Below are 17364 nucleotides of genomic sequence, written 5' to 3'. Positions count from 1 at the left end.
GAAAACTTTGGTGAAATGCAGGCTGATGGTTACCATTCAAAATTACAGGCCTGCCTCCGTTTTCATCTGACCCCATCTTCACATCACCGCCGCTTCAGGAAATAAACACTCAAACTCTGCCCCATCAGACTTTGCACCTCACTCCCCAGTGCCTCCGCCTGAATCTGCTTCTGAACCGGGCCGGTTGCCAGGCTGTGGCCGTCGATATCCCGGGCCTTGACCAGCTTCCATTCCACTTCGTTGCTGACCATCGCCATCAGTTCTTTCAGTTGGGCCGTATCCTGGGGCCGGAACCATCTGTCCCGGCAACCGCCGAGGCTGTAGAAGCCGGCATCGGACGTCAGTTCCTGCCAGGTTGCATCCTTCCGGTTGGCCAAAACCATCCGGCGAAGCTGGCGCAGGGCCTGGCGGGTGGGCTGGAGTTGGTGCTCGGCGACCAGTTTGCGGACCTGTTTGTCACCATTGGTTTGCTCGGCAACGGCCGTGTGCATGTGAACAACGGCGCCGGAGCCAGTGGCTTCGTTCACCAGTGCCGCGAGGGACAGCTTGGTCATGGCCGGTGAGGGCAGGCGGCCCACTTCAATCCAGTGCACCTGATGGCCATCGGCCACGAAACGCTGGGCAATGGACCAGGGCCAGAACACGATGTTGTCCCTGCCCATGTCATTGGCGACGCGGGTTGCCTTGGCGATATTGGCCAGGGATTCGTCCACCGCGATCACTTCCACATCGTCCAGGTAACTGGCCAGTTCCATGGCGCGCTGGCCGGACTGGGCGCCGCAGACCATGATGCGAAGAGTGGCAGGCAGGTTGTCGATGGGCAGCCCCAGCTCCGTTGCCATCAGGGTTTTCAGGCTGCTTTCTGTGCGGCAGGCCAGCTGTGACCAACGAGATTCCATTGGCCGAGCTGGACAGCAAAATCCTGGTGGAAGAGGGCGCCGTACATGGCGCTGATCATCAGGGAGCCGATCAGTGTATCCCGATCTTCGCCAAGGGCGAACTGGGCCTGGATGCTGTCATTGATGGCGGCAACCAGCCGCTCTTCATCATCTTCAGCGGCCAGGGCGTAGCCGGTTCTGTCCACATACTCAGCAATGGCCAGGGCCAGGCGTTGTAGTTCGTCCCGAAGTTCAACGGTTTGCGCCACTTCGGCAATAATCGCCCGGCGCAGCATCGTGACCAGCTCTTCCACCGCCGGATTGGGCATCAGGGTTTTCCGGAGGGCGAGGATCAGCAGTTCATCTTCACTGGCGGCTTCCAGGAGAATCTGCGCGTCCGGGTTATCCAGATCGTACTGTTGATGAATGATCGCACCGACAAATCGGCCGAGTTCCTGGTGCGGCAAGCCCTCCCGCTGGAGCAGGGCAATGGCATCCTGGGCCAGGGCGGAATCCGCCTTGTTGACTTCCAGATGCTGGGCACAGGTCAGCATACCGATGTACACAGACTCCCACTCGGCCCCGGTTTCCAGAAGTTTGCGATAATGCAGGTAGGCCACATCAAACTGCCCCTGCAAGCGTTTGGAGTGGGCAACGCCACAGAAGGGAGGTATTGCGAAAGGTGTGCCAGTTTGGGGGCTCAGCTCAAAATGCTTAGCCCTCGGTAATCCACTTTGCGAGACGGTGCTTGAGTTCCTGAAGCCGTGAATCCGGAATCTCTCCAATTTTGCCGATCAGAAGAGAGCCGTCGAGCACTGCTATCCTTGAGAGTCGAAACACGCTAGATGTTTTCAGGCCAGATTCGCTGAATCCAGAGTCTGAGGGAGTAAGTACCCAGTCTAAGCCCGAATTGAAATGGCGAAGCTGGCTTGAAATCATGCAGACCAGCCAGTCGTCATGGCTATTGTCGAGCTTCCGTAGAAGAAGGACCGGCCGCTTTTTTGAATTTTCCAGATTAGTGAATGGAAAAGGCATTAAAGCGATATCGCCAGCACGCTTCACTACCAACGCTCCCGGATGTCGCTATCGGAGTAAAGTTTCGGCTCATCTTCAATGCCACGAATGGCCTGCTCAACGCTCATGGTCTTGAAGTCTTTTTCGGTCCATTCGGCTTGTTTTGTCTTGCTGTTATCACCATATCGCTGCTCCAGAAACGCGGCGAAATCGATGACCTCCTGCTGCCTGGCGGGTGGCAGACGACTGACCATGCTGATTAGTTCGTCAAGTTGCATAGTAAAAGCCTCGTGGGGTTTTAGATCGGTTCATAGCTTAAATTATCATAACCTAGGCAGGGTGTTTAGGTGGGCAATGCAAAACTGGGATGAGCCTCGATAAAGCAACCCTCTCGACGCTTTCTCGGGTTCGGCTTCCAATTAAATCAGCCGAACAGGCCCCGGGTAGCGTGCCACAAGCTCATCCGAGGTTATTAGCAAGAAGCCTTCAGTCTCTGCCTGAGCAACCAGAATCCGATCGAAGGGATCCTTGTGTATTTCCGGAAGGTGGCTTACCGCAAGTGTGTGTTGCGAAGTGATCGGCAATTCCCAATAGCCGTTATCGACAAGGCCGCGCCTCAGCAAATGGGGATCAACTCGAAAGTCCGGCCGGCCCAGACCATTTTTGAGGACGATTTCCCAAAGGCTGGCCGCACTAAAATACAGGCGGTTATCTTTATCGCCGATCAGCGCCGTCGCCTGGGGGGATAACCTGGAGGGCTCAGCCGCCGCCCAGAGCATAATATGAGTGTCCAGAAGCAGGTTCATGTCAGCCTCCGAACATCTCGAATATTTCCTCCTGACCCATTCGGTCGAAGTCATCCGGCACGGTGAATTCGCCTGCCATGAAACCGATTCTCTTTTGCTGGCCTTCTTCCGGGGAATCGTAAGCGGTTAAACGGGCAGCGGGTTTGCCCGCCTTTGCAATAATAAAGGCTTCACCTTTGGCTGCACGGGCAACCAGTTGCGACAGGCGGGTTTTCGCATCATGCATGTTGACGGATTCCATTGTGCTCTCCAGGAGCTTAGCTAATTGAACTTAGTTTATCATTCACAAGGCCGTTGAACTACCACACAAACCAACCAGAACGTAAACTGCGAAGCAGATGAAATCCGCTTAGCTCTCAGGAAGCCCCATGCCTACCGAACCCATAGCCTCCTACCAGCTCAAAGTGACCCTTTCCGGCGCCATGGAAGATATGGCCCATCCCGAACACATCGCCGTGCGCGAGTGGTGCGGCGAATGGTTCGACCCGGACTTTGCCGATCTTGAGCAGATCAATGCGGATCTTGCCGAACGTGATGACCGGTTCCCCGAGGATCCTGAGCATGGCGCTCCCCCGGCCAGCGATTTTCAGGGGCTCAGCCCGGCCCAGGTGCATGAATTGCTACAAAACCCGCTGAACTGCCCCTCGGTCTTCAACCCACTTTTCGATGCCGGATCGGTGAATGAACTGCTTGATACGGCACCGATCATCCGCATGGCCAGGGTGCTGGTGGAGGCCATGAAAAACAAAGGCATTCGCCTGACTGGCAAGGGCAACCTGCCGCTCAAACATGTAAAGGCCATGGTCGAAGCGGGCGGGGAATCCATGGTGGCGCCGATGGCCCGATATTCACCGATTCGCTCCGAAGAACACGTGCTGGCGGTGATCCTTACCCGCGTGTTGCTGGAAATTGCCGGCTACACCAAAAAGCAGAAAGGTGTACTTTCACTCAAAAAAACCGCGGAAGCCAGGCTGGAGAAAAAAGGCTGGTTGATGGTTTACAGGGATCTGCTCTCGACCGCGTTCTCGCGGCTCAGCTGGGCTTCCATGGACCACTACGATGGCCTGGATGAAATACAGTACACCGCACCATTCTGCTTCTGGCTTCTGTCCGAGAAAGGCGAACAGTGGCGCCCGGTGGACGACTACCTGGAGGACATGCTCAAGGCCTTTCCCCGGCTGCCACTTGCCGCCTACCCGGTGGTCTACATGAGCGATGAGGAGCAGGCACGGTCTGCGCTGCGCTCGAGAATGTTGACGCTGTACCAGCTTCTTGGCCTGATCGAGCTGGATCCGGAGCATGCAAGGTTGCGGGATGAGGGTGAGCAGAGGATGCGGCGGACGGCGTTGTTTGAGGGGATGTTTGTTGGAATGTAAGTTTTGGAGCTACCTCCAAAGTCGTGGCGATGCATTCTATGGTGAAATTTGTCTTAGTTGGACAGATGGAGGGCTGAGCCTTGTGCGTAATCAGGTAATAGATTCTATGCCTACCGAATCAGAGATGTTCTGTTCTGGTTCTATCCCTATGTATCACTCAGTGGTACACTTTTCATTATGACAAGGATATTCAGAACGAAAACCTTCTCGCGCTGGATGCGCAAAAACGCCCTGTCTGATGATGCGCTGCGTCAGGCCGTGACTGAGATGGCTGGCGGCTTGATTGACGCGGATCTCGGTGGTGGTGTTGTAAAAAAAAGAGTTGCGACACCAGGTCAAGGTAAGCGTGGCGGAGCCAGAACAATTATTGCCACGAATCATGGCGACCGATGGTTCTTTCTCTTTGCATTTGCAAAGAACGAGCGAGCGAACATTTCGCAAAAGGAGCTCAAAGCATTCCAGGAAGTGGCAAGTGACTTTCTGGGTATGGATGATCAGGGCCTGGAAGGCGCACACTTAGCGGGCGTAATAACGGAGATTAAATATGGCAACCACTGAACCTCGAAGTCGCATACTTGATGAAGTTCGCGAGACAGCAACGGATCTCCGTAAAGCCGGCTTGATTAGCAAGCGCCGCCTGGAGGAGTATGAGGTGCTCTGCCGGACTAACGACAGTCATTTACCTGCGCCCGATATTCGTCAGATACGATTGGAGGCGCGAATGAGCCAAGCTGTTTTCGCAGCGGTTTTGAACGTCAGTGTGTCGTCCGTTCAAAAGTGGGAATCGGGAGAGAAAAAGCCGTCTGGCGCTTCGTTGAAGCTGCTGCATCTGGTCAAGCGGAAGGGGATTGAGGTTTTACTTTACTGATTGCCTGGTTTGGCAATTTTTGCGGGCAGATCACAACCACGGTGGTATCTGGTCTGAACTGCTCTGAAGAAACCGCATGACCAGACACCGATACATTTGCCGGATCGAAATGTCTTGGGGTCTGACCCCATTATCACCGTATGACGCCCACCCTGTGGTTTATATAAGCGAGGAGCAGCAGCCTTGATCGGCGCTGCAGTCCAGAATGCTGACGCTATATCAGCTTCTTGGTCTGATTGAGCTGGAACCGGCGCAGGCGCAGGCGAGGTTGTTGGATGAAGGTGAGCAGGTGATGCGGCGGACGGGGTTGTTTGGGGGAATGTTTACCAAAGTGTAGGCTTCGGGGCTATCTCCAAGGCCGTAGCGATGCATTTTATGGCAAGGTTTGTCATAATTGGGCAAGTGGAGGGCGTAGCTATGGCAACAATGAATATATCCTTGCCCGATGCGATGAAAACGTGGGCAGAACAACAAGCGGAATCTGGCAGATATTCCAATACCAGCGATTACGTTCGTGATTTGATCCGCAAAGATCAAGACAGGCGGCACAAAATCGACCAGTTACAGGCTTTCGTTTCAAAGGGAATTGCGAGCGGAGAGGGAAGGCGTTCAATGGATGAACTCAGAGCTGCAGCAAAGTTTTTAGCCAGGGATGGAGAGGTCGATGAATTACATTCTCAGCAGGAAGGCTGAAGAAGATATTGTCTCTATCTACCTCCATGGATTGGAAAGCTTTGGTGAAATGCAGGCTGATGCTTACCATTCAAAATTACAGGCTTGCCTCCGTTTTCATCTGACCCCAACTTCACACATCTGACCCCAACTTCACATCACCGCCGCTTCAAAAAATAAACACTCAAACTCTGCCCCATCAAACTCTGCACCTCACTGCCCAGTGCCTCCGCCTGAATTTGCTTCTGCACCGGTCCGGTTGCCAGGCTGTGGCCATCCACATCCCGCGCTTTCACGAGTTTCCATTCCACCTCATTACTGGCCATTGCCATCAACTCTTTCAGCTGGGCGGTATCCTGTGGCCGGAACCATCTGTCGCGGCAGCCGCCGAGGCTGTAGAAATCGGCGTCGGCGGTCAATTCCTGCCAGGCGGCATCGCTTCTATTGGCAAGAACCATCCGGCGGAGCTGGCGCAGCGTCTGGCGGGTCGGTTGAAGCTTATGCTCGGCAACCAGTTTACGAATCTGTTTGTCGCCGGACGTTTGCTCGGCAATGGCGGTGTGCATGTGCACCACAGCGCCGGAGCCGGTGGCCTGGTTAACCAGAGCCGCCAGAGACAGGGTGGTCATGGCCGGTGAGGGCAGGCGACCGACTTCGATCCAGTGCACCTGGTGGCCATCGGCAACGAAACGCTGGGCGATGGACCAGGGCCAGAACACGATGTTGTCCATACCCATTTCGTTGGCCATGCGTGTGGCTTTGGCGATGTTGGCCAGGGATTCATCCACCGCGATCACTTCCACATCGTCCAGATAGCTGGCCAGTTCCATCGCCCGCTGGCCAGACTGTGCACCGCACACCATGATCCGAAGGGTGGCCGGGAGATTGACCGTGTCCAGCCCCAGTTCAGCGGCTATCAGTGTTTTAAGGCTGCTTTCGGTGCGATAGGCCAACCGGGACCAGGACGGCCATGCCTGGGGAATATCGGTTTTTTCCAGGCAGAGCTCCTCGGCCTTTTCATCGAAATTCTGTTTGATCGCCTCTTCCTCGGCCCGATCGTAATAGCTGGCGGCTAAGACTGGCTGCAATGCCAGAGGCCAGTCCATCAGGTTCCATTGGCCAAGTTGGACGGCGAAGGGCTGGTGGAAGAGGGCGCCATACATGGTGCTGATCATCAGTGAGCCGATGAGTCCGTCCTGTTCCTCGCCAAGGGCAAACTGGGCCTGGATGCTGTCGTTGATGGCTGAGACCAGTCGTTCTTCATCGTTTTCAGCTGCCAGGGCATAGCCGGTTCTGTCGGCGTATTGAGCGATGGCCAGTGTCAGGCGCTGCAGCTCGTCCCGAAGTTCAACGGTTTGTGCGACTTCGGCAATGATCGCCCGACGCAGCAGGGTAACCAGCTCCTCCACCGCAGGATTGGGCATCAGAGTTTTCTGGAGGGCTAGGATCAGCAGCTCATCTTCACTGGCGGCCTCAAGGGAAATCTGTGCGTCCGGGTTATCCAGGCCATACTGGTGATGAATAATGGCGCTGATAAACCGGCCCAACTCCTGATGCGGCAGACCACCCCGCTGGAGAAGGGCGATAGCATCCTGGGCCAGGGCGGAATCCGCCTTGTTTACTTCCAGGTGCTGGGCGCAGGTGAGCATGCCGCTGTAGACGGAATCCCATTCGGCGCCGGTTTCCAGCAGCTTGCGGTAATGCAGGTAGGCCAAATCAAACTGGCCCTGCAACCGTTTGGCGTGGGCAACACCGCAGAAAGCGGCGGCAGATTGCCGGTCGCAGTCCAGAGCCTGCAAGAAATACTGCTCTGCAAGCGCCGGCCGCTCGGTTTTCAGAGCCCAATAACCCAGGTTGCAATACTGCTGCGCCTGGCCCGGCTGATGGTTCAGGCTGGCATTGAATAGGGTGTGGGCTTTCTCAAGCTGCCCGTCGTCCATCTCCACGCGGCCAAGAAGTCCCAGGCCAACGGCATTCTCGGGCTCCAGAGCCAGCGCTTCGTTCAAATAGCCCCGACATTCCTGCCGGGCCTTCAGCCGCTGGATATGGCTGAGGCCGTTGCTGTTGGACTCTCCGTAGGCAAGATTGGCCTGCAGAAGCAGGCGGGCAACCTGGGCGTGTTGGGACTGTGAAACCTGGACTTGATGCTTGGCTTGCATGGGACACCTCGTAAATACAGCCGCAATTGGGAGCGGCAAAGGTCTGCAGTTTTTGACGGTTTGCCGTGCTTTGAGGGAGGTGTTGCGAAAGGTGTGCCAGTTTATTTTGGGGTCGTCAATCTCCGAACATTCGGACTATCTAATCCTGACCGATTGGTCCGACATCGTCTGACACTGTGAAGCCGCCTGCCTTGAAACCGCTTCTCTTTTGCTTGTTGGCCCCCTGCAGGGGAGTCGTAAGGGGTTGCACGGCAACAGGTTTTCCCGCTTTGGCGATAGCGAATACCTCACCTTTTGCCCCCACGTGCAACCAGTTCCGGCAGGTGGGTTGTCACTTCGTGCCTCTTGACGGATTCCGTTATACTCATAATTCAACTTATTGAAGTGAAGAGAGGCAAATTCATTCGCCTAAATGACGAGCGCAATCTTAGCTTGAAACAGTGAAAAGCTATCAGTGGTGTCCAATGGATCAATACACGGTAGAAATGCTCAAAGTCTTCCCCACTCAGATGCTTGGTGCGTTCTGGGCGCCTTTGATGCATTTGAATTCCCTTAATATGTTGGTGGGGTGTTAATTGGTTCGAAATCTGCTGAATGACTTTTCTGGCTGGGCTATAGTTGTCTTTCGTTCTATTTTTCAAGGCACTACGTGGCGAATCTAAATGTTCAATGATAAAGCGATTCTGATCACAGGTGGTACAGGCTCCTTCGGGCAGAAGTTTGTGGAGATGTTGCTCAAACGCTATAAGCCGTCCAGAGTGATCATCTTTTCGCGTGACGAACTGAAGCAATACGAAATGCAGCAGCGCTTCAACCAATCCTGCATGCGTTATTTTCTGGGCGATGTCCGGGATCGTGAACGGATAGAATTTGCGACCCGGGAAGTGGATTATGTTGTTCACGCAGCCGCTCTGAAGCAGGTGCCCGCTGCTGAGTACAATCCGATGGAGTGTATCCGCACTAATATCCATGGAGCTGAAAACGTAACGCAGGCGTGCGTGGCAAATCAGGTCCGCAAGGTTGTCGCACTCTCCACCGATAAAGCAGCAAACCCAGTCAACCTGTACGGTGCCACAAAACTTGCTTCTGACAAGCTGTTTGTTGCTGCCAACAACATTGTAGGGAAGCGGCCAACTCGATTCTCTGTGGTTCGGTACGGCAATGTTCTGGGATCACGGGGGTCGGTAGTGCCACTTTTTCGCCGATTGATTGACGAAGGGGCGGAAAGCTTGCCTGTAACTGACCCCAGCATGACGCGTTTCTGGATCACATTGCAGCAGGGGGTTGAGTTTGTTTTCAAGAGTTTTGAAAGAATGCAGGGAGGAGAAATCTTCGTGCCGAAGATCCCGTCTGTGAGGATTGCCGATGTTGCGACGGCTATGGCTCCGACTCTGCCGCTAAAAATGATCGGCATTCGTCCGGGGGAGAAAATGCATGAGACGATGTGTCCCTGCGATGACAGCCATGTGACGCTGGAGTTCCCGGATCATTTTGTGATCAAGCCAGCCATTCGTTTCTACAGCAGCTCAATGGATTACACTACCAACGCACTCGGGGAGACGGGAGCTGCTGTAAAGCAGGGGTTTGGTTATAACTCGGGAAATAATCCCTGGTTGCTGACCCATGAGGAAATTCTTGCGCTTAACCGAGAGGCAGGGTTTTGATTCCCTACAGCCGCCAGGAACTGAACAGGGATGACATAGACGCGGTTCTGGCGGTTCTGGAGTCGGACTTCCTGACGCAGGGTAGTGTCGTGCCGGCTTTCGAAGCAGGGTTGGCGGACTATGTCGGAGCAAGCCACGGGGTGGCGGTAAACAGTGCAACTTCGGCTTTGCATCTGGCTTGCCTGGTGTTGGGCGTGGGTGCGGGCGATCGGGTCTGGACATCGCCAGTCAGCTTTGTTGCATCAGCCAACTGTGCCTTTTACTGCGATGCTACCGTTGATTTTGTTGATATTGATCCCGCCACCGGCAACATGGATCCGGGTGCTCTTGCCTCCAAGCTGAGAGAAGCGGACGGCCAAGGCTTGCTGCCCAAGGTGATTATTCCCGTGCACTATGCGGGGCAGCCCTGTGACATGTCGGCCATCGCCGCCCTGGCTAAGGAATACGGTGTCAGACTAATTGAAGATGCATCCCATGCCTTGGGAGCTTCCTGTCAGGGCGAGCTTGTTGGAGGAGGATGTTACAGCGACATCACGGTTTTCAGTTTCCATCCTGTGAAAATGATTACCACCGGTGAGGGTGGCGCGCTGGTGACCAACGACCAGACTCTGGCAGACCGCGCTCGCCTGCTTCGTTCTCACGGAATAACCCGTGACCCGGCTTTTGTTGAACACCTTGATCAGGAGCCCTGGCGTTATGCCCAGCTTGAGCTGGGATTCAATTATCGGATGACGGATGTCGAGGCCGCGCTGGGCATTTCCCAGTTGCGTCGTCTGGATCAGTTTCTCTCCAGCCGGCGGCGCCATGCAAACGCCTATCTGGAAGCGTTTTCTGATGGACCGGTGACTACTCTGCAGCAGCGGCCTGATATCGAGAGCAGTTGGCACCTGATGTCAGTCCAGGTGCAGCCGGACATTCGCGGTGAGTTGTTTCGGCGGCTCCGCGCAGACGGTATTGGTGTCAACGTGCATTATATGCCGATCTACTGGCAGCCTTATTATCGCCGGCTCGGATTTTCCACAGGCTATTGCCCCGGTGCGGAACAGTTCTACCATCGGGGAATAAGTCTGCCCCTGTACACGCAACTGACTGAGGACGAACGGCAACGGGTGGTCTCGTTGGTTATCCATCATGCAGAATCTTTGATGGGGCATAACGCGCGATCAGGTGATTGATGCATTAAATTAAAGTTAGTGGGAAGTCGGAGTGTGACTGTGCGGGATTCGAGAACACCTTGTTTTATTGCCGAAGTCTCTAGCAATCATCACCGGGATTTGCAGCGGTGTTTGGACTTCATCGACATTGCGGCCGCATCGGGCAGTGATGCGGTCAAGTTTCAGCTGTTCAAAATCGATGAATTATTTGCACCGGAAATCCTGGCAGTGAGCGAGGCCCATCGCTTGCGCCGCCAATGGGAGTTACCCGTTGAATTCATACCGGCTCTGAAGCACCGTTGTAGGGAGAGGGGAATCCAGTTTTCCTGCACGCCGTTTTATCTGGGTGCCGTGGATGAGCTTGCGCCTTACGTCGACTTTTTCAAGATTGCGTCCTATGAGCTACTCTGGGGCGAGCTTCTGCAGGCCTGTGCGCGGACCGGGCTGCCGATAGTTCTCTCTACTGGCATGGCGACACCGGATGAAATTGATCAAGCAGTTGCCAGTCTTCGTGAGGCTGGTGCCTCTGAAATCACTTTACTGCATTGTGTGTCGGCTTATCCGACTCCTATTGATGAGTGCAATCTGGCCGTTCTTGAGACCTACCGGCAGCGGTATGGTGTTCGGGCTGGTTGGTCTGACCATACGGTGTCGCCAGCGGTGATCAACCGGGCGGTTCACAGATGGGAAGCAGACGTTATCGAGTTCCATCTCGATCTCGACAAGCAAGGTCCTGAGTACGCCGCAGGTCATTGCTGGTTGCCGGAGCAAATTGCGCCAGTGATCGCCAGTTGCCGGCATGGCTCTCTGATTGATGGCAGCCCGGAGAAGACCTTTGTGTCGGCGGAGTCGGATGATCGTGATTGGCGCGCGGATCCCAGCGATGGCTTGAGACCTTTGAAAGCAAAGCGAATTAACTTTGAGAACAGCGAGTCTGAATAATGAGTGAGAGTAGTATGTCCAGGTTTAACGCCGGGCCTGTGGATGCAATCGCCAACCAGATCCGGCGGGATTCGGTCTGGTCAATTTACCGGGCGAGGTCCGGGCACCCGGGTGGCGCGCTCTCGTGTGCAGACCTGCTTGCGGTGCTGTTCCACCGCGTGATGGTGCCGCCCGAGAAGCGTGTTGGTAGCTATAGTGATGATTACTTTGTTCTTTCCAAGGGTCATGCGGCCCCGGCACTGTATGCCGCCTTGGCTTCCAGAGGTTTGCTGGAGCGCTGTGAGCTGGCCCGGCTGAGGCACTTGGGCTCTCCCTTGCAAGGGCACCCCGATGTAAGCCGTTTGCCGCTGGTGGAGGTAAGCACGGGATCTCTGGGGCAGGGCGTATCTTTCTCAGCTGGCTTGGCCAAGGCGATGAAATTGACGGGTTCCGAGAGAAGTGTGTTTGCTGTGGTCGGTGACGGCGAGCTGCAGGAAGGGCAGGTATGGGAAATGGCAATGTTCGCATCCCACCATCGACTGGGTAACTTAACGGTGGTGGTTGATTACAACAAACTGCAGAGCGACAGTGCGAACTCAGAGGTTTGCAATCTTGAGCCTCTTGATGAGCGCTGGGCATCATTCGGGTGGCAGGTGCTAGAAATAGATGGCCATGACTTAGCTGCCATAGAACAGGCGTTTTACGATGCCTCGCAGACATCGGTACCTACAGTGGTAATTGCACACACGGTAAAAGGCAAGGGTGTGGGTTTCATGGAGGGGCAGCCTCTGTGGCATGGCAGTGTCACCATGACCAGGGAGCAGTTTGAGCAATCCATGATGGCCCTGGACTGCAGTGCTGCGCAGATGGAGGAGTATGACAATGTCGGCTGAAGCCAAGACAAACCCAACCCTGGTTGGGCAGCAGTCCGATTCCCTGCGTGAGGCATTTGGTATTGCCATCAGCCAGGTGGCTGAAAGCGATAACGCCATTGTGGTTCTTGATGCCGACGTTGCCGGTGGTACCGGTGCCCATCATTTTCGTAGCCAGCACCCTGAGCGTTTTATTCAATGTGGCATCGCCGAACAGAACATGATTAGCTCGGCCGCAGGCATGGCGCACCACGGCTTGAAGCCATTCGTCACCACCTTTGCAGTATTCATGTTGCGGGCCCTCGAGCAGGCGCGGTTGTCCGTGGCCTACTCCGGAGCCAACGTTAAGCTAATTGCCAGTCATCCGGGCCTGGATGTCGGGCCGGATGGTGCCTCGGCCCAGTGCCTTGAGGATCTGGCGTGTATGCGGGCCATTCCAGGCATGGTTGTCCTGTCTCCGTGTGATGCCCTTGAGGTGGCGGCCGCGACTCGCGCGCTGGCGGATTACACAGGGCCTGCCTATATGCGGACCGGTCGCAGCCCCAGTCCGAACATTCATTCCGCTGAGCCCGATTTTGTCATTGGTAAGGGGCGGGTCATGAAGGATGGGCAGGATCTGACCCTGGTAGCCTGTGGAGTCATGACGCACAGGGCGCTGGTGGCGGCGGAACAGTTGTCGCAACAGGGTGTCTCAGCGCGGGTCATCCATATGCCGACCGTCAAGCCGATTGATCGCGATCTGTTATTGAAAGCAGCCAGAGAGACTCGATTGATCGTGACCTGTGAAGACCACAGTGTGATGGGTGGGCTTGGCAGTGCTGTTGCTGAAGTGGTCAGCGAGCGCGCCGAGGCTCCGGTGCGCCGTGTTGGTGTTGGCGATGTGATCGGAGGCTCCGGTGAGCCAGATCAGCTGGCTCGCTATTACGGTCTGGATGCCTCTGGAGTTTACGAGCAAACAATGACCTTTTTTCAGGAGCTGGATGCCAATGGCTGATCCGAGTAATGCATCGAAATTGGTATTGGTGACCGGCGCTTCCGGCGGTGTGGGTGCTGAAGCAGCGAAGCATCTTGCCGGTTGCGGCTATCCGGTGGGTGTGGGGTACTGTCGTAACGGTGCCGCCGCGCAGAAAGTAGTGGACGATATCCGGGAACGGTATGGAAATGCTCTGGCGGTTGAGCTGGATTATGCCAGCCGCGATAGTATTCGTGGGGCCCTGGACACCCTAGAGAAGTATTTTGAGCAGCCGGTATCCGTGTTGATCAACAATGGAGCCATTGCCCAGGAAAAGCCCTTCGAAACCATCACTGATGACGATTGGGCGCACATGCAAGCCGTCAATCTTCAGGGGCCGTTTGCGGCCAGCCAGGAAGTGCTGCCGGCTATGCGTTCCCGGGGATGGGGGCGCATCATCAATATAACCTCGATTGGAGGGCAGTGGGGTGGCTTAAATCAAGTGCACTACGCTGCGGCCAAAGCCGGATTGATCAACCTGACACGCTCACTGGCGAAAATGTATTCCCGCGAAGGTGTTGTATCAACAGCGGTGGCCATTGGTCTAGTGGCTACGGAAATGTCAGCAGGCGAACTGCAAACGTCAGCCGGGCAGGAAAAAGTCCGCAACATTCCGGCTGGTCGGATGGCAACAATCGGAGAAATTGCGGGCACCCTAGAATACCTATGTTCGGATGCGGGCGCTTATCTCACGGGGCAGACGTTGAATATGAACGGTGGAATGTACTTAGGCTGACTCTTGGGGAATTGAATTTTGACGAAACTCTCACAAAACACAACTGAAGCGAGAATCTGGAGGTCTCCAGACCAGGTTCTGGAAGAGCTCTCATCCGTTGCGGTTTTCGGGACAGGGCAGTGCGGTGTGGCATTGACGCAGCTGCTAGAGCAGCGCGGCATTTCAGTTTGTTATTACCTTGATAATGCCGCCGATAAGCAGGGAACCGAGTTTTTTAACAAGCCTGTGCATTCGCCAGAAGTGGCTTATCGTGACCAGCCGGTTGTGTTGGTTGCAAGTTTCTGGGCCAGAGAGATTGCAGGGCAATTGTCGAAACATGGTATTGAGTATTATGACTTCAGCTTCAGTACGGACTACAACCGCTGGAAGAATCACTTCAGTCCTGATCATTTCAATGCAAAAAAGGCTTTGGATGTAGGCACTAAATTTCTGGAAGGTGCGGATAAGCAGGCATTCTTTGGTTGCGTAAGATATCGACAGACGATGGACCCGCTGTCTCTGCAACCGTCTGAGTTTGATCACTACTTCCATCCAAGTGTTTCTCCCACAGGTGGGGACTGGTTTGTGGATGGCGGGGCTTGGCAGGGAGATACTGTTGAGTACCTCAAAAATAAATTCGGCAGTCGAATAGGTATTCACTGCTTTGAGCCAGATACGCTCAATCGGAAAGTTCTTTCACAAATGGTTCATGACCGGCAGTATGAGGACGTGGTAATTAGTAGCCTTGGACTGTGGAGCCATTCCGAAACCTTGCGCTTTTTAAAGTCTGAAGACGTGGGGCATAGTATGCAGGCCCGGGTCGATAACCGTGCTGGTGAGTCCCTGGTATTCGAAGTAGAGGCGAAAGATCTCGATAGTTACTGTATCGAGACGGACCTTAAGCCGGACTTTATCAAGCTTGATGTTGAAGGAGCTGAATCGCAAGTAATGATGGGGTCGGAGCGTGTGTTGCAAGAGTGCCAGCCTCGCTTGGCAATCAGCGCCTATCATGAACCCGAGGATCTTTGGTCGCTCATGGTCCGGATTTATGAAACTAATCCTCGTTACCGATTTTACTTTGGTCATCACTCGCAGAATCTTTTCGAATCGGTGGTGTATGCTCGGGTGGAGGATGGATCATGATTCGACAATGTTTCCTCTGTACCAGTGATGTGGAGCCTGTATTCGCTGTGACATGGGCTCTGCCGGGACTGGATGCGGCAGAAATTGGTTTTTCTGTCTGTCCGAACTGTGGGTCGGTTTGTCAAAGCCCGTCAATTCCCCCCGAGGACATGATGAAGTATTACAGTTCTCAGGCTGTATATACCAATCCGGGACGGAAGGGCGGCCCTAGTGCAACTAAGGTTCTTGATGTTAATGAACAGGTTCGCTTTGTTGTCCGAGGCATCGGGAAGTTACCTGATAGTGTACTGCAGATCGGGAGTTCTGACGGCTATACCCTGAGTCGATTCAGAGAGGCCGGTGTGAAAAAGGTGCATGGCGTGGAGCCTGGAAACGCTTCGATTGAAATGGCTCAAAATCTATACGGCATTGAGTGTACCCACTGCTCTGCCGAGGAGTTTGAGACAGACGATCGCTTTGAGCTTATTCTCATGACTCACGTGCTTGAACATTTATATGACCCTCAGCGAGTGCTGGAAAAGTGTAGGAGAATACAGGAGACTTGGGCCGAGGGTTTTATTTATGTTGAGGTGCCGCTTTTGGCTCCCAATTCTCAATTATGTCCAGGCTTCTTCTCATTTGAACATATTAACTACTACACGCGTGAGAATTTACTGGAGTCTTTGATTGAGTCCGGTTATTCACCAGTATCTGTGGTTGAGCACTACAACAGTAATATTGCTCCACTGATTGGTGTCTTGGCAAGCACTCAGGAGCAAAATCATCTTCAGATATCCCGGACGAGTCCGGCCTGGTCCCGCAATCGTCTGGAAGAGTATAGGAAGCGGGAGCTTGGATATTGGCAGGGTTGCCTGAATGAGTTAGCCAGTACTCTTGATGGTGCCAAAAGAATCTTTTTATGGGGAGCAGGCATTCATACCAGTCAATTGATTGCGAACACGAACCTGCTTGATCGGTATGATATCTCTGGCCTGGTTGATAGCTCACCGCTCAAATGGGGGGGGCAGCAAGGTCAATGGCTATGCCGGAATCCTGCTCATATTGAGTGGAAAAGTGGGGACGCTATCGTTATTTCCTCTTATGCCTCTGAGGACGAAATATACAGAAGTCTTTCTGATTTGAGGGATGTTGGCTGCAAGACCCTTAGATTTCACTCTCGTCCTTAAACGAAAGGATCCTGTGCTCAAGCGCCTGATCTATATGATTTTTCGACTTGCCTGCAAAAAAGGTCCTGCCGTAGCCAACTTCTCGAGAGTTAATGTGGGCGTTATTTGGCCCAGATTGCATGTTTTGGGAACCAAAAGACCACTGGTGGATTGCATTTTCGACATCACTGGATTCCACTTTAGGTGCAACCAGTTTAAGAATTTCAGACATATGTGTATGAGTGTCTTCGAGTAGCGACTCATAGTTAATGGTAATGAAGTTGTGACGGCTTTTGGCATTTGTGAATGCCTCGTCAAATTCTATCCATACTTGTATCAGACGATTCAGCGTGGTTTCGGTGACGGGCAATAGACTTTTTTTCTCACTGCTTTTTAGATAGGTATCAATGGCCAGAAAGTCATCCACTGTAAAAATCTCGAAATTGGCATCTGGCCGCCTGTCTCGCATGGATCTGTGATAGTGACACATAAACGAAGCTAAGAAATCATGGAGCCCCCGATGCAGGAATACAATGTTGGCATCGGGAAAGACATTTTCTATACGTTGTAATGCTTCCACTTCAAGAGTAGGGGTCTTGTCTCCAATCGCAACAGTTTCCAGTGTGATGTGGTCGTTAAGCAAAGCTTCAATGGCGGACTGTATCATTATCTTTGTTAAATGATCAGTTGCCTTCCTTGTGCGACTCTCTGAGACATAGTTGTATTTCTCTATAGTCCTGATGGAATCGTTGTCGTCAAGCCAGTTTCTTTTTCGCTGTGCGATGAACTCCGCCCAATGGAGTGTACCTGTTAAAATGCTGTCATAGAGGCTGGGCACGTGCCTTAATCCTGAACTGAAGAAGCGCCCCTCACCCAGGCACTGGATGCCACTGATGTCGTTCAGCATTTGCATGACCCAGGTCGAGCCAGTTTTTGGCAGCCCTGTGATAAAAAATTTTTGCATT

18 protein-coding genes and 1 pseudogene are annotated in these 17364 nt (G+C 53.8%); 12 read left to right on the top strand and 7 right to left on the bottom strand.

Annotated elements, in window-relative coordinates:
* Positions 1-83: 83 nt before the first annotated feature.
* From NLK58_RS20585 to NLK58_RS05860, 5 genes and pseudogenes are all read right to left on the bottom strand, one after another.
* A pseudogene (locus NLK58_RS20585) lies at positions 84-1543 on the bottom strand (hypothetical protein); the annotation flags it as partial.
* A gap of 49 nt (positions 1544-1592) precedes the next feature.
* Positions 1593-1940, bottom strand: a complete 348-nt coding sequence (locus NLK58_RS05875) for a type II toxin-antitoxin system PemK/MazF family toxin (RefSeq protein ID WP_341582268.1) — start codon at positions 1938-1940, stop codon at positions 1593-1595.
* Positions 1940-2170, bottom strand: coding sequence for a DUF2281 domain-containing protein (locus tag NLK58_RS05870; protein WP_341582267.1), 231 nt, complete (start codon positions 2168-2170; stop codon positions 1940-1942). Before NLK58_RS05870 ends, NLK58_RS05875 begins: the two co-directional genes overlap by 1 nt.
* A 141-nt stretch (positions 2171-2311) precedes the next feature.
* On the bottom strand, positions 2312-2698 hold the full coding sequence (locus NLK58_RS05865; RefSeq protein ID WP_341582266.1) for a type II toxin-antitoxin system VapC family toxin: 387 nt from the start codon (positions 2696-2698) through the stop codon (positions 2312-2314).
* 1 nt (position 2699) lies between these two features.
* Positions 2700-2939: a type II toxin-antitoxin system prevent-host-death family antitoxin gene (locus tag NLK58_RS05860; protein ID WP_341582265.1), complete on the bottom strand. Its 240-nt coding sequence runs from the start codon at positions 2937-2939 to the stop codon at positions 2700-2702.
* A gap of 127 nt (positions 2940-3066) precedes the next feature.
* Here NLK58_RS05860 and NLK58_RS05855 point away from each other — a divergent pair, with 127 nt between their 5' ends.
* The 4 genes from NLK58_RS05855 (at position 3067) to NLK58_RS05840 (ending at position 5635) form a co-directional block, all read left to right on the top strand.
* Complete coding sequence (locus tag NLK58_RS05855; protein ID WP_341582264.1) at positions 3067-4074, top strand: hypothetical protein; 1008 nt, start codon at positions 3067-3069, stop codon at positions 4072-4074.
* Between the two features lie 177 nt (positions 4075-4251).
* Entirely contained in the window at positions 4252-4632 is a 381-nt protein-coding gene (locus NLK58_RS05850) for a type II toxin-antitoxin system RelE/ParE family toxin (protein WP_341582263.1), read from the top strand.
* Positions 4619-4942, top strand: a complete 324-nt coding sequence (locus NLK58_RS05845) for a helix-turn-helix domain-containing protein (RefSeq protein WP_341582262.1) — start codon at positions 4619-4621, stop codon at positions 4940-4942. Before NLK58_RS05850 ends, NLK58_RS05845 begins: the two co-directional genes overlap by 14 nt.
* 417 nt (positions 4943-5359) lie before the next feature.
* Complete coding sequence (locus NLK58_RS05840) at positions 5360-5635, top strand: type II toxin-antitoxin system ParD family antitoxin (protein WP_341582261.1); 276 nt, start codon at positions 5360-5362, stop codon at positions 5633-5635.
* A 137-nt stretch (positions 5636-5772) separates the two neighbouring features.
* On the opposite strand, the gene NLK58_RS05835 is transcribed toward NLK58_RS05840, so the two are convergent.
* Complete coding sequence (locus NLK58_RS05835; RefSeq protein WP_341582260.1) at positions 5773-7773, bottom strand: hypothetical protein; 2001 nt, start codon at positions 7771-7773, stop codon at positions 5773-5775.
* A gap of 662 nt (positions 7774-8435) precedes the next feature.
* Between NLK58_RS05835 and pseB the strand changes: the two genes are divergently transcribed.
* Genes pseB through NLK58_RS05795 form a run of 8 tightly spaced genes read left to right on the top strand, consistent with a single transcriptional unit; the run spans position 8436 to position 16420 of the window.
* Positions 8436-9437: a UDP-N-acetylglucosamine 4,6-dehydratase (inverting) gene (gene pseB / locus NLK58_RS05830; protein ID WP_341582259.1), complete on the top strand. Its 1002-nt coding sequence runs from the start codon at positions 8436-8438 to the stop codon at positions 9435-9437.
* Complete coding sequence (gene pseC, locus NLK58_RS05825) at positions 9434-10612, top strand: UDP-4-amino-4,6-dideoxy-N-acetyl-beta-L-altrosamine transaminase (RefSeq protein WP_341582258.1); 1179 nt, start codon at positions 9434-9436, stop codon at positions 10610-10612. The genes pseB and pseC overlap by 4 nt, the downstream gene beginning before the upstream one ends.
* 33 nt (positions 10613-10645) lie before the next feature.
* On the top strand, positions 10646-11533 hold the full coding sequence (locus NLK58_RS05820; RefSeq protein ID WP_341582257.1) for an N-acetylneuraminate synthase family protein: 888 nt from the start codon (positions 10646-10648) through the stop codon (positions 11531-11533).
* A 14-nt stretch (positions 11534-11547) separates the two neighbouring features.
* Positions 11548-12405 (top strand): transketolase, encoded by an 858-nt coding sequence (locus NLK58_RS05815; protein ID WP_341582256.1) that lies wholly within the window; start codon positions 11548-11550, stop codon positions 12403-12405.
* Entirely contained in the window at positions 12395-13378 is a 984-nt protein-coding gene (locus tag NLK58_RS05810) for a transketolase family protein (RefSeq protein WP_341582255.1), read from the top strand. The genes NLK58_RS05815 and NLK58_RS05810 overlap by 11 nt, the downstream gene beginning before the upstream one ends.
* The gene (locus NLK58_RS05805; protein WP_341582254.1) at positions 13371-14132 is read left to right on the top strand and encodes an SDR family oxidoreductase; all 762 of its coding nucleotides are present in this window, start codon (positions 13371-13373) and stop codon (positions 14130-14132) included. The genes NLK58_RS05810 and NLK58_RS05805 overlap by 8 nt, the downstream gene beginning before the upstream one ends.
* Positions 14133-14150: 18 nt before the next feature.
* Positions 14151-15254, top strand: coding sequence for an FkbM family methyltransferase (locus NLK58_RS05800; RefSeq protein WP_341582253.1), 1104 nt, complete (start codon positions 14151-14153; stop codon positions 15252-15254).
* The gene (locus tag NLK58_RS05795) at positions 15251-16420 is read left to right on the top strand and encodes a class I SAM-dependent methyltransferase (protein ID WP_341582252.1); all 1170 of its coding nucleotides are present in this window, start codon (positions 15251-15253) and stop codon (positions 16418-16420) included. Before NLK58_RS05800 ends, NLK58_RS05795 begins: the two co-directional genes overlap by 4 nt.
* Here NLK58_RS05795 and NLK58_RS05790 read toward each other — a convergent pair.
* Complete coding sequence (locus NLK58_RS05790; protein ID WP_341582251.1) at positions 16398-17363, bottom strand: sulfotransferase; 966 nt, start codon at positions 17361-17363, stop codon at positions 16398-16400. The two genes, NLK58_RS05795 and NLK58_RS05790, sit on opposite strands and share 23 nt — an antisense overlap.
* Between the last annotated feature and the right edge of the window lies 1 nt (position 17364).

The sequence above is a fragment of the Marinobacter metalliresistant genome (assembly GCF_038098645.1).
GTDB lineage: Bacteria > Pseudomonadota > Gammaproteobacteria > Pseudomonadales > Oleiphilaceae > Marinobacter > Marinobacter metalliresistant.
Note: the sequence above shows the minus strand (reverse complement) of the source record. Positions and strands in the feature narration are given on the sequence as shown.

Bases quoted from the DNA above. Each gene is read 5' to 3' on its own strand.
- NLK58_RS05845 (WP_341582262.1), top strand. From the start codon at position 4,619: ATGGCAACCACTGAACCTCGAAGTCGCATACTTGATGAAGTTCGCGAG.
- NLK58_RS05860 (WP_341582265.1), bottom strand. From the start codon at position 2,939: ATGGAATCCGTCAACATGCATGATGCGAAAACCCGCCTGTCGCAACTG.
- NLK58_RS05835 (WP_341582260.1), bottom strand. From the start codon at position 7,773: ATGCAAGCCAAGCATCAAGTCCAGGTTTCACAGTCCCAACACGCCCAG.
- NLK58_RS05840 (WP_341582261.1), top strand. From the start codon at position 5,360: ATGGCAACAATGAATATATCCTTGCCCGATGCGATGAAAACGTGGGCA.
- NLK58_RS05805 (WP_341582254.1), top strand. From the start codon at position 13,371: ATGGCTGATCCGAGTAATGCATCGAAATTGGTATTGGTGACCGGCGCT.
- pseB (WP_341582259.1), top strand. From the start codon at position 8,436: ATGTTCAATGATAAAGCGATTCTGATCACAGGTGGTACAGGCTCCTTC.
- NLK58_RS05790 (WP_341582251.1), bottom strand. From the start codon at position 17,363: ATGCAAAAATTTTTTATCACAGGGCTGCCAAAAACTGGCTCGACCTGG.
- NLK58_RS05810 (WP_341582255.1), top strand. From the start codon at position 12,395: ATGTCGGCTGAAGCCAAGACAAACCCAACCCTGGTTGGGCAGCAGTCC.
- NLK58_RS05850 (WP_341582263.1), top strand. From the start codon at position 4,252: ATGACAAGGATATTCAGAACGAAAACCTTCTCGCGCTGGATGCGCAAA.
- NLK58_RS05855 (WP_341582264.1), top strand. From the start codon at position 3,067: ATGCCTACCGAACCCATAGCCTCCTACCAGCTCAAAGTGACCCTTTCC.
- NLK58_RS05795 (WP_341582252.1), top strand. From the start codon at position 15,251: ATGATTCGACAATGTTTCCTCTGTACCAGTGATGTGGAGCCTGTATTC.
- NLK58_RS05870 (WP_341582267.1), bottom strand. From the start codon at position 2,170: ATGCAACTTGACGAACTAATCAGCATGGTCAGTCGTCTGCCACCCGCC.
- NLK58_RS05865 (WP_341582266.1), bottom strand. From the start codon at position 2,698: ATGAACCTGCTTCTGGACACTCATATTATGCTCTGGGCGGCGGCTGAG.
- NLK58_RS05815 (WP_341582256.1), top strand. From the start codon at position 11,548: ATGTCCAGGTTTAACGCCGGGCCTGTGGATGCAATCGCCAACCAGATC.